The sequence below is a fragment of the Celeribacter sp. genome, from assembly GCF_048266405.1.
GTDB lineage: Bacteria > Pseudomonadota > Alphaproteobacteria > Rhodobacterales > Rhodobacteraceae > Celeribacter.
The window spans coordinates 30725-46462 of sequence record NZ_JBLWZO010000004.1; the positions used below are offsets into that span (position 1 = coordinate 30725).

Below are 15738 nucleotides of genomic sequence, written 5' to 3' on the forward strand. Positions count from 1 at the left end.
ATGACTGACGACATCCGTACCAAAAAGCTGATCAACGCCCCCGAAGATTTAATTTCGCAAGCTCTGGAGGGCATGATCGCCGCCCACCCCGACATGCTCATGATCAAGGGCGACACGGGCCGCGCGGTGGTCGCCAAAGACGGGCCGCGTGACGGCAAAGTCGGCGTGATTATCGGCGGCGGATCAGGTCACGAACCTGCCTTTGCAGGCTATGTCGGACGCGGATTGGCCGATGCTGCGGCTGTGGGAAATGTGTTTGCCTCCCCCGCCCCCGAGCAAATCCTCGACGCGGCACGCGCAGTAGATGGCGGCGCAGGCGTGCTGTTTCTCTACGGCAATTACACAGGCGACGTGATGAATTTCGACATGGCCGCACAGGCCTGCGAAGATTTGGGCATCCCTGCCCGCTCGTTCCAAGTGACCGATGATGTGGCCTCCGCCCCCAAGGGACGCGAAGAGGAACGGCGCGGCATCGCGGGGGATTTCTTTGTCTTCAAAATCGCCGGAGCCGCAGCCGAACAGGGGCGCGACCTCGACGCCTGTGTCGCCGCGGCCCGTCATGCCAATGACAATTGCCGCTCGATGGGTGTGGCGCTCACCGCCTGCTCCATGCCGCAAACAGGCAAATTAAATTTCGAGATCGGTGCTGACGAGATGGAAATCGGCATGGGAATACACGGCGAGCCGGGCATGCGGCGCGGGACACTTGAGACCGCAGATGCCGTGACCGACGAGCTGATGGGGATGATCCTTGGCGATATTGAGCTTGGCGCGGGCGACGAGGTGGCTGTGTTGGTCAACGGGCTTGGCGCTACGGGCCAATTGGAGCTTTATATTCTGCACCGCCGTGTCGCACACATTCTGGCCGAGCGCGGCGTCAAAATCCACCATTCATGGGTGGGGGAATATTGCACGTCATTGGAAATGGCGGGCGCTTCCGTGACACTGATGAAGCTCGACGATGACCTCAAGGCGCTATTGGATGCGCCGTGCCGCACCCCCGCGCTGACCGTTGCGGGCGCATTGCCCCCCAAGGGCCAACACACAACGCGCAACCACAAAGATCAGGCCGCAAAAACGGCCCAAGATCGCAATGCGCTCATCACTGAGGGAGCCATCTCACCCGCAGACTTCCGCGCGATGATCCTTGCCACCGCCGATGCAATCCTTGCCAACCGCGACTGGCTATCGGAGTTAGACGGCGTCATTGGCGACGGCGATCACGGCATCACAATGGACATTGGATTTGCAGCGGTACGCACGGAATTGGCGGACGGAGCTGACGAGACGATCACCGAGATGTCCGACCGCATGGGCAAGGCCTTTCTCGACGCGGTGGGTGCCTCATCGGGACCGCTCTACGCCTCGGCGTTTCAGGCAGCGGGAGCCGCGGTGCGCGACCGTCTCAATCTCGATGCGGGCGCGATGGTCGCGTGGCTCGACGGTTTGCGAGAGGGCATCATGACGCGCGGAGGCGCGGCTGTCGGCGACAAAACGATGGTTGATGCCTATGTTCCCGCTCTGACCGCCGCCAAAGAAGCACTCGCCAAGGGTGGCGACATCCATGCCTGTCTTGCAGCCGCAGCCGAAGGAGCCGAGATCGGGCGTGACGCAACTGCGCAAATGACAAGCAAACGCGGGCGTTCGAAGAAACTCGGGGAACGCTCCGTCGGCCATATCGACCCAGGAGCCGCCTCGGCGCATATCATCTTTGTAGCGCTTCGCGACGCCGCAGCGGGGCTTTAGTCGTTCACATTTTCTCGCGGCTCGTCGCGGGGAAAGGTAAACACCGCGCTCACCCCATCGCGGGCCCCGATTGCGGGAGACTGAAGCGTCAAATCGCCCCCGAGATTGCGGGCAAGCGTATCGGAGATATACAGACCAAGGCCCAAACCACCGCCCCGTGCGTCATGGCGTTTGAACCGCGTGGTCAAGGTAGAAAGCTCGTCAGCGGCAATCACCTCTCCCGCGTTCGACACCGTCAATGCGCCTGCTTCAAGCACGACCGATACGGGGCTATTCGGCGCCGCGTAGCGCAGCGCGTTGTCGATCAGGTTCGAGGCCACAATGGCAAAATCATCGGCACTGACCTTTGACATCACGGGCGCATCGGACAGGTGGACATCCAACCGCGCGGCAATCTCGGGATTGGCCCCCGCCCGCTCATCCACCACCAATTCCAAAACCTCGCGCAGATCAATTGCCTTATCCAGTGTCCCGGCCCCCGCCTCGGCGCGGCCCAGTTGCAGCAATCTCTCGACCAGACGGCTCATGCGTTTGAGGGCCTGCTCCACCGCTTCGATCTCCGTCACATCTCTGCCCGCTTGGCGCGACTTGAGATGCTGGACCTTTGCCAAAGCCACAGCCAGTGGCGTGCGCAACTCATGAGCCGCGTTGGTGGCAAAGTGCCGCTCTGCATCCAGAGCTTTGGACAAGCGCGACATGAACCCGTTCAAAGTAGCCACAACCGTGTGCAATTCACTTGGAAGCCCTGCGCTATCCACGGGCGACAACAATCCGCGATCCCGTGCCGCAATTTCATCGCGCAAATGATTTAGCGGGCGCAGGGCCGAGCGCGTCACCCATCGCACCAAAAGGAAGGAAATCGCCACAAGCGGCACCATTGGCCCTACAAAGCCGAGCAGGCTTTCAAACACGGATTCCGCCCGCTCACCCAAAGCGTCACCAAGGATAACAACCGCACCATTCTCATTGGGAGGACTGATGAAATAACGGTAGGTCTCATCCTCATAAAAGCGATTGGTGCCAACCGATTTCGGGTAGGGAAACGCAACATGATCCTGTGATGAGGCCCGCACCACGCCGTTTTGGTCCACAAGGGCAAAGACCAATATCGTCTCATGCCCGTCAAGATCGCTCAACGCAGGAGACACCGCATCCATTTCCGTCTGCCCGTCGAGAGACGCCGCCCGTGTTAACAAGGCCATGACAAAGGGGGACATCTCACGCAGGGCATCATCACGTTGCTCATCCGACTCGACGCGCAACACGGCGGCCATCACCAAAACAGACAGCACCACAACCACGGCAAATCCGAGGCTTGTGAAGAGCGCCACACGGCGCGACAGGCTTTGTGAAGCTCTCATGCGCGCCCCATTTTGTAGCCAATGCCGCGCACAGTCACGACCGCCGACTTGCCGAGTTTCGCCCGCACACGGCTGACGTGGGCTTCAATGGCGTTGCTTTCGACCTCGTAGCCGTAGCCGTAAAGCGTGTCCTCCAGATCGGATTTGGAAAAGGTCATTTCGGGGCGCGACGACAGACGGTCGATCAAGCCCCATTCGCGGCGCGTCAGATCAACCGCACGCCCATCAACGGTGACAGATTTCGTGGCAGGATCAACGACCACAGCGCCAAAAGCCCGCACGGGCGTGGCGGCAATCGTGAGGCGGTTAAGATTGGCCTCGATGCGCGCCACCATTTCGTAGAGATCAAATGGCTTAACGAGATAATCGTCCGCACCCGCTTTGAGGCCCTCAATTCGCTCCGATATACGATCACGGGCGGTTGCAATCAACACGGGCGGCGTAAAACCTCCGCGCCTCAGTTCGCGCAGGAATGCAATGCCATCCCCGTCAGGCAACCCGAGATCGAGCAATAGCAAGTCGTACTGCGTGCCCGCCATACTGGCCCGCGCCGAGGCCAGATCGGTAACGTGATCGGCCGCATGGCTCGAATTGCGCAAGTAGGCACAGATTGTCTCTCCCAAGCCCACCTCGTCCTCTATCACCAATAATCGCATCGCTCAGCCGCCTCGCCGCTGTTCATGTCCTCCCCCTTATAAGGCAGCCGTCAGGTTCTCGTAAGGCGCGATCTCCATAGCACCTCAAAACATGTCGTTATTGGAATGGAGCGCTTATGCCAGACAGCTTTTGGATCACCATCGGATTTTTGGGGCAACTGCTCTTTACGTCGCGCTTTCTGGTGCAATGGATCGCGAGCGAGCGCAAACGCGAGAGCGTGGTACCCCATGCGTTTTGGTGGTTCAGCCTAGCGGGAGGCTCAACGCTTCTGGCCTACGCCCTTTGGCGCAAAGACCCTGTGTTCATTCTGGGTCAGGGCATGGGCCTTTTCATCTATGTGCGCAACCTGATGCTACTGGCCAAGACCGCCAAACGGAATGCACAGTAATGGGACACCCTCGCACCTTTACCGCGCTCGCCCTCTTCGTGGTCGTGACCTTGATCGGGATCACGCTGCGCCCGCTTTTGCCAATTGACGAGACACGCTATGTCAGCGTGGCATGGGATATGGCTGTAACAGGCGATTACCTTGTCCCGACCAAGAACTTTGATCTCTACACTCACAAACCGCCGCTGCTGTTCTGGTTGATCAACCTGCTTTGGGCCGTGTTCGGCGTATCCGAATATTTCGCCCGCCTTGCCGCGCCTGCGTTTACAGTCGCCGCGCTTTGGCTCACGGGGCGTTTAGCCAGACAGCTTTGGCCAGAGGACACAGGTATCGCGGGCCGCGCGGTCTGGGCCTTGGCCGGTACGTTTTCCTTTGCCATTTACGGTGGCGCGACCATGTTCGACACGGCTCTGGCGACAGCGACGCTCCTTGGGATGATCTCCCTCGTCGCGGCTATCAAAACGGGACTATGGCGTTATTGGGCGGGCTTGGGTGCGGCCCTTGCCCTTGGTGCCGTCGCCAAAGGCCCCGTGATCTTCGTCCACCTGTTGCCTGCCGTCCTCCTCGCACCCTTTTGGGCCCGCTCTTTAGCCCCTGTGCGTCTGCCTCGTCTGGGTGCAGGACTGGTTTTGGCCATTGGAACCGGCCTTGCGGTTGTGGCTCTATGGTTGGTCCCCGCCATCCTCGCAGGCGGCACTGAATACCGCGATGCCGTGCTATGGAAACAAAGCGCGGGACGGATCACGCAGTCCTTTGCCCATGCACGTCCTGCCTATTGGTATGCGGCCTTATTGCCCGTGATGCTGTTCCCGTGGATATTTGTTCCGCACCTATGGAGGGCAGCCGCGCAGGCAAAATGGAACGAGACGGGCTTGCGCCTTGCTCTTGTCTGGAGCCTCTCCGCGTTTGTCCTGTTCAGCTTTATCAGCGGCAAACAACTGCATTACCTCATACCGGAATTGCCCGCCGTAGCATTGATCGTGGCACGCCTGCGTCCTTCGTTTGGTGAGACCCGCCTTTGGATTCCTATCAGCATCGTCGGGGCTCTTGCCGTTACGGTCTGCCTTGCGGGTTTGGGCGTATTGGACGCCACACAGGCCACCGCCCTGCTGACACCGCGGATCACTCTTCTGGCGGTCGGGTTCACGCTCTTGGCCTTCTGCGGTTTGGCCTTGAATTACTCCATGCTGCGCGCAGGGGCGATCCTGTCGCTTGGCCTGTTGCTTTGCATGGGCCTGACGGTGCGGTTCACCGACCTCTATGACGCCTACGACGCCCGCACCATCGGGCAATACATCGCGCCCTTCGAGGGGGAAGGCATCGCCGTGTTCACCCCCACCTATCACGCCGAGTTCAACTTTGCCGCACGCGCCACCCGCCCCATAGCCACACCGAAAACCGCCGACGCCCTATTCGCGTGGCAAACAGCACATCCAAACGGTGTCATCGTTGGACGGCTGGACCAAACCCCGCTGCGCCAAACACCCGCTGACACCGTGATCTTTCGTGATCGTCCCTACGGCTTTTGGCCCGTGGCGACCCTTTCCCAAAAGGACCAGAACTGATGCAAAATCCTCCCGATATAAGCGTTGTGATCCCCGCCAAAGACGAAATCGTGGCCATTGGCCCCTTGGTCTACGGCATCAAAGACGCCCTTGGGAAAAGGGCATTTGAAGTGATCGTGGTCGACGACGGCTCCACCGATGGAATGCATGCCAAACTCGATGAGTTATGCACCCGTTTGCCGTGGCTGCACAGCCTGCGCAATGACACCTCTGTCGGACAATCCGCCTCCATCCGCCGTGGCGTCCGCGCAGCGCGAGGGGCGTTGATCGTCACCTTGGATGGCGACGGACAAAACCCGCCTGATCAAATTCCCCCGCTCATTGCGCCATTTGAGAGCAACGCCCCGACCACCGCCGCCCTTGGCCTCGTTCAAGGAGAGCGGATGAAACGTCAGGATACCCGCGCCAAGCGCTATGCCTCTCGCTTTGCCAATTGGCTGCGCGGTGCCCTGCTGCATGACAACGTGCGAGACAGCGGCTGTGGCCTCAAGGCATTTCGCCGCACGGCCTATGACGACCTGCCGTGGTTCGACCACATCCACCGCTTTATGCCCGCAATGATGTTACGCGAAGGATGGGATGTGCAAACCGTGGCCGTCACACACAAAGAGCGCCACGGTGGGCAGTCGAAATACAACAACCTGCGTCGCGGTCTTGTTGGCATTCCTGACCTGCTCGGCGCGGCATGGCTCATTCGTCGCAAAGGCCCGCCCCGCCACGGTTAAAGCGCCACACCACATCAGGCAGCCCATGCTGCCCCTGCGACATAACCCGCCAATGACGTAGTTTTTCTCAAACAGGCGAAATGCGCCATATGATATGGCCGAGGTATGGGGTATGGTGTCCTGATACACTCATAAAAAGTAGACGCATGTCCGAAAATTCCCAGCCCTCCGAAAAGCTTTCCGTCCTTCCTGCTGCTAAAGAATGGGTACGCGTCCTTGCCGGTTATCGAGATCCAAACACGCTTCGTAGCGTTTTTGAACTTGCCGTCACTCTCGGACCGTTTGTCCTTTTGTGGATTTTGGCGTGGAAAGCCCTCGCCATAAGCTATTGGCTCACCTTCGGAATTTCCGTTATCAATGCCGCTTTCCTGTTGCGTCTGTTCGCCATCCAACACGATTGCGGACACGGATCGTTCCTCAAAAGCCGCACGGCGAGCGATTGGCTCGGGCGTGTCCTTGGCGTGCTGACCCTGACGCCCTACGACGTCTGGCGCAGCTCACACTCCATGCACCACAGTTCTGCGGGCAATCTGGCACGGCGTGGCATTGGTGATGTGCATACGCTCACTGTTGCCGAATATCGCGACCTGTCACCGCGCAAACGGTTGATGTACCGCCTGTACCGCCATCCCGTCGTCTTGTTCGGTCTTGGACCTGGCTATCTGTTTTTGCTGCAAAACCGCCTGCCCTTGGGCCTGATGGCGCGTGCGAAATACTGGGTCAGCGCCATGAGCACCAATGCGGCGATCCTGATCAGCCTCGTGTTGATCTGGCATTTCGGCGGCGCCTCTGCGGTCTTTTTGATCTTCCTTCCCTCCACCCTTTTGGCGGCAACCGCAGGCGTTTGGTTGTTCTATGTGCAACACCAATTCGAGACTACGCATTGGTCCGTTGAGGAAGACTGGCAGATGCACGAAGCCGCCCTTGAGGGCAGTTCCTACTACGTCCTGCCCCCCGTGCTGCAATGGCTGAGCGCCAATATCGGCATCCACCACGTGCATCACCTCTATGCCCGCATCCCGTTCTACAGATTGCCAGAAGTGCTACGCGATCACGCGGATTTGGCGCAGATCAATCGCATGACCATCCGTGAAAGCCTGCACAGCGCACGACTGCACCTGTGGGATAGCAAGAGCAAACGGCTACTGTCCTTTACCCAAGCCAAGGCGCTCTATAGCTAAACCTGACAGCTTGTGAAAAACAAACCGGCCCCATCTCTGATGGGGTCGTTTTTCCTTCGCTCGCGGCCCCCACATCCTCAGAATACAGATCATAGCCCTATCATTCCGCGCCACATAGCGTATGGAATATGGGATATTTAGGAGAAACACGATGGAAGCATCACAGAGCGTCGTTGAATTGGTTGCGGCCACGCAGGCCAAAGCAAAGCCAATCGAAGATCGTGTGGCGCAGCTTTTGGCGCAAACGAGCAGTCAAAAAGGCACCCAAACCCAAATGGCCGAATTGTCCGATGCGATCAGTGCGCTTGAAGCCGCTGCGGTGGATATCTTCACCCTGTTCGAAGCCCGTATGCAGCACCATTTCAAACGCGGGCCGTTCTCGCGCAAATTGAAAGCCCAGCTTTTGGCCGCGGACAAAACGGACCTCGCAGACCGGTTCCACCAATACTATCTCGCCATCAACGTTCTAAAGCATGGGAAAGGCGCAAGTTATCGCGAATTGCTCGCCAGCCCGCCCACTCTGTTCTCCGTAAAAACCGCCGATGCCCTTGCCTCTGAAGAGGCACAGGAGACCGCACGTCTTATCGACATAAGCGCGCCGGGATTTTTTGACGGGCTCACCACCACTATTCTGGACGCTTACCGCTTCCTCGAAAAGGCGTAAGCCTGCCCCTCACACCACGACGACAGGGCGGCCATCAATATGATGGACGGCAGCATCGGTGAGGAAAACCGACTGCACCAAATCAAGGTTAACGATGTCGCGTGGAGTGCCCGTAGTCGCAACCCGTCCACCGTCCATCGCGACGAGATGGTCGGCATAGGAACAGGCAACGTTGAGATCGTGAAGCACAATAACGATGGTTTTTCCGTGATTGCCCGCAAGATCGCGCAGCAAGAGCATCAACTGGCGGGACGCAGCGATATCGAGGTTGTTGAGCGGCTCATCAAGTAGAATGTAGTCGGTATCTTGGGCATAGGTCATCGCCACAAGTGCGCGTTGCTTCTGTCCTCCCGATAGCGTGTCGAGTGGCCGCGCGGCAAGCGGGCCAAGGTCAAACGCCGCAATTGCGGCCTCGACCATCGCACGATCTGCTTCAGTGGGACGACCTTTGTGATAAGGATAGCGCCCGAAGCCGATCAGCTCTTTCACAGTGAGCCGCGGCGCAATGGACCCGGATTGCGGCAGGATCGAAAGACGGCGGGCCAACACATCATTTGCACAGTGCCCGATTTCCAACTCGTCCACAAAGATACGGCCCGACTGGATCGGCTCCAACCGCGCCACCCGCGCCAGAAGCGACGACTTCCCTGCCCCGTTCGGCCCGACCAATGCGGTGATCCCGCCCTTGGGAAGCTCCAGAGAAATATCATCGAGGATTTGGTTCTCGCCAATTTTGTGCGACAGGTTTTCGATGCGGATCATGAGCGACCTCTTTTGAGCAGAAGAAAGAGAAACAAGGCCCCGCCGATCATATCCACCACGGTGGTCAGCGGCGTTTCCAGATGAAACACGCGCTCCATGACGGTCTGGCCCGCAACCAATGTGGAGGCGGAGATGAGAGCAGCACTTGGCAATAAGACAGCGTGGTAGACGCTCGGTGTGACCAGATAGGCGATGGAGGCGACGAGCAGCCCGAGAAAGGCAATCGGCCCCACCAATGCCGTGGCCACCGAGACCAAAACCGCCACACAGGTAAGCGCGATAAACTGGGTCTGTTTCGGAGAAATGCCGAGGTTGATAGAGGGCTCATGCCCCAACCCCAACACATCCAACCGATGCCGCATGCGCCAGATCACCAGATGGGTAACGATGATCAGCGCCACGGAAATCCACAGAAGGTCCATATCGACTTGGGTGAAACGGGCGTAGGACGACACTTGAACCACAGCAAATTCATTCGGGTCGATCATCCGCTGCATGAAGGATGTCAGAGAACGAAACAGCGTGGAGAAGATGATCCCCGTTAGCACGAGCCGCATCAGGTCTTGACGCGGGCTGGCCAAAAGCGTGCCAAAGAGCGCAAGCGAGGCACCGATGAGCAAAGTCAGGCTCGTCAGGAATGGCATCCATGCTGGCAGACGCACCAAAGCCTGCCCGCCGAAGAGAAAAACGGCAGCCGTCAGGAGCAAGACAAACAGGTTATCGAACCCCATGATCGACGGCGTCAGGATGCGGTTGCGGGTCACGGTCTGGAACACAACCGTTGAGGTGGAGACCGCCACACCAACGGAGATCAGCGCCACCAGTTTGAGGCCGCGAAACGGCAGAACAAAGCCCCAGTTCCCACGTGCATTGACGGTCATATAGGCCAGACAACTCAGCGCCAGAACGAGGGCAAGTATGGCAAGACGTTTAGCGTGCATGGCGGGCCGGCGCATACAAAAGCCACAAGAAAATCACCGCACCGATCACACCGAAAACACTCCCCACGGGAATCTCGAACGGATAGCGCAGCAAACGACCGAGGATATCACTGGCCAAAACCATCCCCGCACCCATCATCGCGGTTGCTGGCAAGGTGGCACGCAGGTTGTCCCCCATGCGCCGCGAGATGATATTGGGCACAACCAACCCGACAAAGGGGATCATCCCGACGGTAACAACAGTTAGCGCGGAGACGATGGAAATGGCGATCAAGCCCATCAACATCACCTGCTTGTAGTTCAGTCCCAGATTGATAGAGATTTCGTGCCCCATCCCTATGATCGAGAAATGATCGGCTACGATGTAGCAAAAAATGGCAGTGATCGCGGCGAGCCACAAAAGTTCGTAGCGGCCTTTGAGAACACCCGAAAACTCGCCATTCATCCAGACACTGACATATTGCAGCAGATCGGTTTGATAGGCGAAAAAGACAACCATCGCGCCAAGGATGCCGCCATAAACCATCCCGACAAGCGGCACGAGCAGCGGTTGTTGCGGTGGCAAGCGGCGCACGATCATCAAAAAGACAACCGACGCGGCCAAAGCCGTCACAGAGGCAATGACCATCTTGGCCATCAAAGGCGCTGCGGGAAACACCGTGACCGACAAAAGAATGCCGAGGGCAGCGCCCTGACCTGTGCCTGCGGTCATTGGTTCGACGAAACGGTTGCGCACAAGCATCTGCATCACTGTACCGCTGACCGCGAGGGCAGCCCCCGTAATCAATACCGCAAGAGTGCGCGGCAAGCGACTGACGAAAAAGAGTTTTGTAGCCTCAGCATCGGTAAAGACATCGCGCAACGAGATCGACGTAACACCAACGAAAAGGGAGAGCACCGCAAGGCCGATAAGGGCACCCGCCCAAAGCCATGCAGCACTCGGTTTTATGCGTGTGACTGTCGTCATCTTGCGCTATGGCCCCTTACTTAAGGCCAGCGGTCAACTCGTCGAGCGTATACATGAGGGCCTGAATGCCACCCCCCGCGATGTAAAGACGCGCTGCATCAAGGTATAGAACCTTGTCGTTCTTCCATGCGTTTGTGTCCTGCACCAATGCGTTGTCGAGTGTGGATTGGGCAGACGCCCCCTCCTGCCCCGTGGCGGCCAGACGGTCGATGACGATCAACACATCAGGATTGGCGTCTCGGATAAACTCGAAACTGACAGCCTCGCCGTGGGTGGTTTGCTCAACAGCCTCCACAGCTTCGGGCAGGCCAACAGCAGAGTGCAGCCATCCGAATCGCCCGCCAGAGCCATAGGCCGACACCTTTGGCCCGTTGGTCATCACGATCAGCGCCGACCCTGCGGTGCTTGCGGCCTCCTTGGCTGCGGCAAGTTTGCTGTCCACTTTCTCTTTGAGGGCAGCAGCCTCATCCTGTTTGTCAAAAATCTTTCCATAGGCGTCAAGACGATCAAGACTTTGCCCCAAGGTGTCTTCCCAAATCGTCATATCTATAGTGGGCGCCACTTTCGCAAGCTCAGGCACCACCTTGGCAGAACGACCACCTGCGATGATGAGATCGGGGCTCAATGCGGCGAGGGCCTCGTAATCGGGTTCGAACAACGACCCAACAGTTTCGGTGCCCTCAGTGCTCAGATAATCGACATACGCGTTGCCGATTGTGCCAGCAGGTTTGACGCCGAGCGCATCGAGTGTGTCGAGGGCCGCAATATCAAAAACCGCAATAGTCTCGGGATTGGCAGGCACCTCTGCGGGGCCTGTATAGGTTTCCACGGTCACAGTATCCGCGAACACGGGGGCCGCCATGAGGGCGAGCGCGCAGGTGAGATGTTTGAGCATATGCGTCTCCAAGTTTTGCTGTCAGCGATCTGATTTGAAAGCCTTACAATTTAACTCGGGCTTGACTATGTGAAGATTTCAGGCGAGTCCAGAGATAACCGACTAAAAAAATAGGATATGCATATGATCAAAGCCAAAGGCACCTACCCCACCGCGAACGGCTCCAAATACCTGCAACAGTTGTGCAAACATTTTGCCCATAAAATTGACGTTGAATTCACCGAAACGGACGGGACATGCACCTTTCCCTTTGGCACGGCGGTGCTGAATGCGACGGATGCGGGGCTCACGGTGGAATGCGATCTTGAGAAGGCCGAACAGGTCGAGATGTTCCACAATGTCATCGACAAGCATCTGGCCAAATTCGCATTCCGCGAGAATTTCGAAGCCATGACGTGGTCCTAAGGGCCACGTCGCATCACGGGACAGTGCGTTAGAAAACGGCGCGCAACACATTTGCGGGCCTTATGCGACCTCTCCCAAATCAGCGTTCTTTTGAGATGCGCCTGCATGGGAACTTACAGCGTCTGCGGCCTAGTATCCGTCAGTATCGGGAACGGCTCCAAATCGTGCGATAAAGGTCGGCTCCCCCACCTCACCCGAGCCCGAATCTTCGCTCACCATATAGGCATCCGCGCCCGCACAGCCGTCTAAACGACTTTCACGTTCTGCACGGTATTCCGCCTCATGGGCGGTGGAATATTCGATTTGCTTGTCGACTTTTAACCCGAATTGCCCATCAGGACCGCTCTTGGTTTTGACATAAGTCTGGCAGATATAATGCACCTTCACATTGGTATCGGACGTATCGGTCATTGCGCTCTCCTGAGGTCATTCACGTGATGTGCGTTTGCGCGACGCGTATTGGCACACGGTCCACAGGACCATCGCGTTTGATAATGCCATATATCATTTCGCAGAAAGTGCTTTAACTTTTTTAACAGCTCAGGACATGAGGCGTCGCGACCATGCCCGCCAAACGCACGACTTCGTCAGAGCGCTAGTTCTGCTCTACGGGCGTCATCGGGCTTTCAATGGGCATGGGATCAAGGTTCAGAACGCCAAGGGTGTTCAGCCCGCCCACAATCGAGTCGACGGCAATGGTGGCGAGGACAATCCCCATCACCCGACTAATGACGCTCGCGCCCGTGTTGCCAATGACTTTATTGACGGCACTCGCAGCCAGCAACAACATCAATGTCAGCAGGAGAACAAGGATCAACAGACCCGCCGTTATGGCCTGATCGGCAATCGACTCGGTGTGGTTATCGGTCAGGATCACAATAGCCAACATCGCCCCTGGCGAAGCGATCGAGGGCATCGCGAGAGGGAAGACTGCCCCTGCAAGGTGATCCCGCCCGGCTTCTTCGATTTCTCGGGCGGGCTTGGAGTCCCCAAAGACCATCGTCATCGCGAACAGAAACAGAATGATCCCGCCTGCGATCTGGAACGATCCAAAACGCAGACCCAGAGTTTCCAACAAGAACTGCCCGCCCACAAGAAAGGCGAGCAAGACGAGTGCCGAGATAGAAACCGCACGCAGCGCAAATAGACGATGCAAGCGACGCGGCACACGCTGCACCGCAAAGAGAAAAACGGGGATTGAGCCAACAGGGTCGATCACGACGAACAAAGTAACCAGTTCTTTAATCAGGGGCGCCCAGTCCATCGCGTTGCGGCTTTCTCGCTTATAGGGTGATGGCGGTGCCTATTGTATGGAGCACATTAGCGACCGCGTGTAAAAATTTGCATAACGGTCACAACATAATGACTCCACTCGTAAATTTGAACGGGCCACAGGCAAACATTTTCACTCCAAGCCATCAAAACCGCAAAATAGACCGCAATCACAGATCAAATTGGGATCAGCGCGATTAGGGGTTGATCACAACACGAAATATCTATAATTCCAGATGTATGGATAAAAATAATGCCCTCGACGCCTTCGCCGCCCTTAGTCAATCAACCCGACTGGATGTCTTTCGTCTGCTGATCAAAGCAGGAGACGACGGCATGCTCGCGGGTGACATCAGCGACACCCTCGGTGTGCGCCAGAACACGATGTCGACCAACCTGTCGATCCTCGCCCGCGCGGGCCTGATCCGCAATGAACGCCAGGGGCGCAGCATCCGCTATTTTGCCGACATGGACGGAATGCGCGGTCTGCTCGCTTTCCTGATGGAAGAGTGCTGCGGCGGCCAACCCGAACTTTGCCAACCCGTCATCAATGAAATTGCCTGTGCCTGCTAGGAGCCTGCCATGACCACCGCCCCCTACAACGTCCTGTTTTTATGCACCGGAAATTCCGCGCGCTCCCTCATCGCCGAGGCGATCATGAACCGCGAGGGAATGGGAAAGTTCAAAGCCTATTCCGCCGGATCAAATCCCGGACCAGCCCCCCACCCGTTCACACTCGAACTTCTGGAAGGGTTGAACCACGATACGAGCTTTGCGCGCTCCAAAAGTTGGGACGAATTCGCAAGGCCTGATGCCCCGAAGATGGATTTCGTCTTCACCGTCTGCGACAATGCCGCCGCCGAGGAATGCCCCTATTGGCCCGGTCAGCCGATGACCGCACATTGGGGCGTGCCCGACCCCGTGAAGGTCGAAGGCACCGATGCCGCGCGCCGTTTTGCCTTTTCGGACACATATCGGATGCTGCGCAGCCGTATTTCAATCTTCGTCAATCTGCCCATCGGCTCTCTCGATCAGATGACGCTGCAACGCAACCTTGACGATATCGGCCAAACCCCTGCCACGGCTGACTAATCTCCCCCAAATTTGAAAGATCACTATGACCGATACATCCTCTCCCGCCGCTGCGGGCCTTGGCCTCTTTGAACGTTGGCTCTCCGTATGGGTGGCCCTTGCCATCGGTGCAGGGCTGCTCCTTGGCAATCTCTTTCCGAATGCCTTCGCGGCACTGGCCGCGCTTGAAATTGCCTCTGTCAACCTGCCGGTTGCAGTGCTGATCTGGGCCATGGTCTACCCGATGATGGTCGGCGTGGATTTTGGCGCATTGCGTCAAGTGGGCGACAATCCAAAGGGCCTCGTCATCACTCTGGTGGTGAACTGGCTCATCAAGCCCTTCACTATGGCGGCCCTCGGGGTGCTGTTCTTTAACCACGTTTTCGCGGGGATGATCCCGCCAGACGACGCACAGGCCTATCTGGCGGGTGTCATCCTGTTGGGAGCCGCGCCCTGTACGGCGATGGTTTTTGTCTGGTCGAACCTCACTCGCGGTGATGCGACCTACACCTTGGTGCAGGTCAGCGTGAATGATGTCGTCCTGATCTTTGCCTTCGCGCCGATCGTGGCGTTCCTCCTCGGGGCAACGGATATCGTTGTGCCTTGGGACACGCTGCTGCTGTCGGTCGGCCTCTATGTCCTCCTGCCCCTTTTGGTTGGCTATATGACGCGCAAACGCTTGGTCGCTGCGGGAGGCGAAGCTGCCGTTGATGACTTCAAAGCCCGTGTGCAGCCCTTCTCTGTCATCGGCCTTCTGGTGACTGTTGTGCTGCTCTTTGCCTTTCAGGGCGAAGTGATCCTTGAGCGTCCACGGGTCATTGCGCTGATCGCGGTGCCGTTGTTGCTACAGTCCTACGGTATCTTCTTTCTGGCTTATCTCGCCGCACGGGTCTGGCGTTTGCCCTTCAACATGGCAGCCCCCTGTGCGCTGATCGGCACGTCCAACTTCTTTGAGTTGGCCGTCGCTGTCGCCATCAGCCTGTTCGGTCTCGGATCGGGAGCCGCCTTGGCAACGGTTGTCGGCGTCCTCGTGGAAGTGCCCGTGATGCTCTCGCTTGTCGCCTTCGCCAACAAGACGCAGCACTGGTTCCCGTCAGCCGACAAATCGTCCTAAAGCACAACGGTTGAGGCGCCTCTC

The 15738-nt window shown here is 57.8% G+C and carries 18 protein-coding genes; 10 read left to right on the forward strand and 8 right to left on the reverse strand.

Annotated features, from left to right (window positions below):
* On the forward strand, positions 1-1746 hold the full coding sequence (gene dhaL, locus ACN0TS_RS09525) for a dihydroxyacetone kinase subunit DhaL (RefSeq protein WP_417259121.1): 1746 nt from the start codon (positions 1-3) through the stop codon (positions 1744-1746).
* On the opposite strand, the gene ACN0TS_RS09530 is transcribed toward dhaL, so the two are convergent.
* Positions 1743-3107 (reverse strand): sensor histidine kinase, encoded by a 1365-nt coding sequence (locus ACN0TS_RS09530; protein WP_417259122.1) that lies wholly within the window; start codon positions 3105-3107, stop codon positions 1743-1745. The two genes, dhaL and ACN0TS_RS09530, sit on opposite strands and share 4 nt — an antisense overlap.
* Positions 3104-3763 carry a response regulator gene (locus tag ACN0TS_RS09535; RefSeq protein ID WP_417259123.1) on the reverse strand — a complete coding sequence of 220 codons (660 nt, stop codon included), beginning with the start codon at positions 3761-3763 and terminating at the stop codon, positions 3104-3106. The genes ACN0TS_RS09530 and ACN0TS_RS09535 overlap by 4 nt, the downstream gene beginning before the upstream one ends.
* A 116-nt stretch (positions 3764-3879) precedes the next feature.
* Between ACN0TS_RS09535 and ACN0TS_RS09540 the strand changes: the two genes are divergently transcribed.
* The 5 genes from ACN0TS_RS09540 to ACN0TS_RS09560 all read left to right on the forward strand — a co-directional run bounded on the left by ACN0TS_RS09540 (position 3880) and on the right by ACN0TS_RS09560 (position 8287).
* Complete coding sequence (locus ACN0TS_RS09540) at positions 3880-4152, forward strand: lipid-A-disaccharide synthase N-terminal domain-containing protein (protein ID WP_417259124.1); 273 nt, start codon at positions 3880-3882, stop codon at positions 4150-4152.
* Positions 4152-5717 carry an ArnT family glycosyltransferase gene (locus tag ACN0TS_RS09545; protein WP_417259125.1) on the forward strand — a complete coding sequence of 522 codons (1566 nt, stop codon included), beginning with the start codon at positions 4152-4154 and terminating at the stop codon, positions 5715-5717. The genes ACN0TS_RS09540 and ACN0TS_RS09545 overlap by 1 nt, the downstream gene beginning before the upstream one ends.
* Positions 5717-6442 (forward strand): glycosyltransferase family 2 protein, encoded by a 726-nt coding sequence (locus tag ACN0TS_RS09550; RefSeq protein WP_417259126.1) that lies wholly within the window; start codon positions 5717-5719, stop codon positions 6440-6442. Before ACN0TS_RS09545 ends, ACN0TS_RS09550 begins: the two co-directional genes overlap by 1 nt.
* Positions 6443-6588: 146 nt before the next feature.
* Positions 6589-7623, forward strand: coding sequence for a fatty acid desaturase (locus ACN0TS_RS09555; RefSeq protein ID WP_417259127.1), 1035 nt, complete (start codon positions 6589-6591; stop codon positions 7621-7623).
* Between the two features lie 151 nt (positions 7624-7774).
* Positions 7775-8287: a hypothetical protein gene (locus ACN0TS_RS09560; protein ID WP_417259128.1), complete on the forward strand. Its 513-nt coding sequence runs from the start codon at positions 7775-7777 to the stop codon at positions 8285-8287.
* Between the two features lie 9 nt (positions 8288-8296).
* Here ACN0TS_RS09560 and ACN0TS_RS09565 read toward each other — a convergent pair whose 3' ends face one another.
* Genes ACN0TS_RS09565 through ACN0TS_RS09580 form a run of 4 tightly spaced genes read right to left on the reverse strand, consistent with a single transcriptional unit; the run spans position 8297 to position 11852 of the window.
* Positions 8297-9049, reverse strand: a complete 753-nt coding sequence (locus ACN0TS_RS09565) for an ABC transporter ATP-binding protein (protein WP_417259129.1) — start codon at positions 9047-9049, stop codon at positions 8297-8299.
* The gene (locus tag ACN0TS_RS09570; RefSeq protein WP_417259130.1) at positions 9046-9990 is read right to left on the reverse strand and encodes an iron chelate uptake ABC transporter family permease subunit; all 945 of its coding nucleotides are present in this window, start codon (positions 9988-9990) and stop codon (positions 9046-9048) included. Before ACN0TS_RS09570 ends, ACN0TS_RS09565 begins: the two co-directional genes overlap by 4 nt.
* Positions 9980-10957: an ABC transporter permease gene (locus tag ACN0TS_RS09575; protein ID WP_417259131.1), complete on the reverse strand. Its 978-nt coding sequence runs from the start codon at positions 10955-10957 to the stop codon at positions 9980-9982. Before ACN0TS_RS09575 ends, ACN0TS_RS09570 begins: the two co-directional genes overlap by 11 nt.
* 16 nt (positions 10958-10973) lie before the next feature.
* On the reverse strand, positions 10974-11852 hold the full coding sequence (locus ACN0TS_RS09580; protein WP_417259132.1) for a siderophore ABC transporter substrate-binding protein: 879 nt from the start codon (positions 11850-11852) through the stop codon (positions 10974-10976).
* A gap of 123 nt (positions 11853-11975) precedes the next feature.
* Between ACN0TS_RS09580 and ACN0TS_RS09585 the strand changes: the two genes are divergently transcribed.
* Positions 11976-12257 (forward strand): DUF2218 domain-containing protein, encoded by a 282-nt coding sequence (locus ACN0TS_RS09585; protein WP_417259133.1) that lies wholly within the window; start codon positions 11976-11978, stop codon positions 12255-12257.
* A 129-nt stretch (positions 12258-12386) separates the two neighbouring features.
* Here the strand turns inward: ACN0TS_RS09585 and ACN0TS_RS09590 are convergent, their stop codons facing one another.
* Both ACN0TS_RS09590 and ACN0TS_RS09595 read right to left on the reverse strand, forming a co-directional pair.
* The gene (locus ACN0TS_RS09590) at positions 12387-12668 is read right to left on the reverse strand and encodes a hypothetical protein (protein ID WP_417259134.1); all 282 of its coding nucleotides are present in this window, start codon (positions 12666-12668) and stop codon (positions 12387-12389) included.
* A 184-nt stretch (positions 12669-12852) separates the two neighbouring features.
* Positions 12853-13521, reverse strand: coding sequence for a MarC family protein (locus ACN0TS_RS09595; protein ID WP_417259135.1), 669 nt, complete (start codon positions 13519-13521; stop codon positions 12853-12855).
* Positions 13522-13769: 248 nt separating this feature from the next.
* On the opposite strand from ACN0TS_RS09595, the gene ACN0TS_RS09600 reads away from it, so the two are divergent.
* From ACN0TS_RS09600 to arsB, 3 genes are read left to right on the forward strand one after another with little or no spacing between them, the layout of a single operon-like run.
* Positions 13770-14102 carry an ArsR/SmtB family transcription factor gene (locus ACN0TS_RS09600; protein ID WP_417259136.1) on the forward strand — a complete coding sequence of 111 codons (333 nt, stop codon included), beginning with the start codon at positions 13770-13772 and terminating at the stop codon, positions 14100-14102.
* 9 nt (positions 14103-14111) lie between these two features.
* Complete coding sequence (locus tag ACN0TS_RS09605; protein WP_417259137.1) at positions 14112-14621, forward strand: arsenate reductase ArsC; 510 nt, start codon at positions 14112-14114, stop codon at positions 14619-14621.
* A 25-nt stretch (positions 14622-14646) separates the two neighbouring features.
* Positions 14647-15714 carry an ACR3 family arsenite efflux transporter gene (arsB, locus tag ACN0TS_RS09610; protein ID WP_417259138.1) on the forward strand — a complete coding sequence of 356 codons (1068 nt, stop codon included), beginning with the start codon at positions 14647-14649 and terminating at the stop codon, positions 15712-15714.
* Positions 15715-15738 lie beyond the last annotated feature (24 nt).

Excerpts from the sequence above, each read along its gene's own strand:
- dhaL (WP_417259121.1), top strand. The coding sequence starts at position 1 with ATGACTGACGACATCCGTACCAAAAAGCTGATCAACGCCCCCGAAGAT.
- ACN0TS_RS09530 (WP_417259122.1), bottom strand. The coding sequence starts at position 3,107 with ATGAGAGCTTCACAAAGCCTGTCGCGCCGTGTGGCGCTCTTCACAAGC.
- ACN0TS_RS09535 (WP_417259123.1), bottom strand. The coding sequence starts at position 3,763 with ATGCGATTATTGGTGATAGAGGACGAGGTGGGCTTGGGAGAGACAATC.
- ACN0TS_RS09540 (WP_417259124.1), top strand. The coding sequence starts at position 3,880 with ATGCCAGACAGCTTTTGGATCACCATCGGATTTTTGGGGCAACTGCTC.
- ACN0TS_RS09545 (WP_417259125.1), top strand. The coding sequence starts at position 4,152 with ATGGGACACCCTCGCACCTTTACCGCGCTCGCCCTCTTCGTGGTCGTG.
- ACN0TS_RS09550 (WP_417259126.1), top strand. The coding sequence starts at position 5,717 with ATGCAAAATCCTCCCGATATAAGCGTTGTGATCCCCGCCAAAGACGAA.
- ACN0TS_RS09555 (WP_417259127.1), top strand. The coding sequence starts at position 6,589 with ATGTCCGAAAATTCCCAGCCCTCCGAAAAGCTTTCCGTCCTTCCTGCT.
- ACN0TS_RS09560 (WP_417259128.1), top strand. The coding sequence starts at position 7,775 with ATGGAAGCATCACAGAGCGTCGTTGAATTGGTTGCGGCCACGCAGGCC.
- ACN0TS_RS09565 (WP_417259129.1), bottom strand. The coding sequence starts at position 9,049 with ATGATCCGCATCGAAAACCTGTCGCACAAAATTGGCGAGAACCAAATC.
- ACN0TS_RS09570 (WP_417259130.1), bottom strand. The coding sequence starts at position 9,990 with ATGCACGCTAAACGTCTTGCCATACTTGCCCTCGTTCTGGCGCTGAGT.
- ACN0TS_RS09575 (WP_417259131.1), bottom strand. The coding sequence starts at position 10,957 with ATGACGACAGTCACACGCATAAAACCGAGTGCTGCATGGCTTTGGGCG.
- ACN0TS_RS09580 (WP_417259132.1), bottom strand. The coding sequence starts at position 11,852 with ATGCTCAAACATCTCACCTGCGCGCTCGCCCTCATGGCGGCCCCCGTG.
- ACN0TS_RS09585 (WP_417259133.1), top strand. The coding sequence starts at position 11,976 with ATGATCAAAGCCAAAGGCACCTACCCCACCGCGAACGGCTCCAAATAC.
- ACN0TS_RS09590 (WP_417259134.1), bottom strand. The coding sequence starts at position 12,668 with ATGACCGATACGTCCGATACCAATGTGAAGGTGCATTATATCTGCCAG.
- ACN0TS_RS09595 (WP_417259135.1), bottom strand. The coding sequence starts at position 13,521 with ATGGACTGGGCGCCCCTGATTAAAGAACTGGTTACTTTGTTCGTCGTG.
- ACN0TS_RS09600 (WP_417259136.1), top strand. The coding sequence starts at position 13,770 with ATGGATAAAAATAATGCCCTCGACGCCTTCGCCGCCCTTAGTCAATCA.
- ACN0TS_RS09605 (WP_417259137.1), top strand. The coding sequence starts at position 14,112 with ATGACCACCGCCCCCTACAACGTCCTGTTTTTATGCACCGGAAATTCC.
- arsB (WP_417259138.1), top strand. The coding sequence starts at position 14,647 with ATGACCGATACATCCTCTCCCGCCGCTGCGGGCCTTGGCCTCTTTGAA.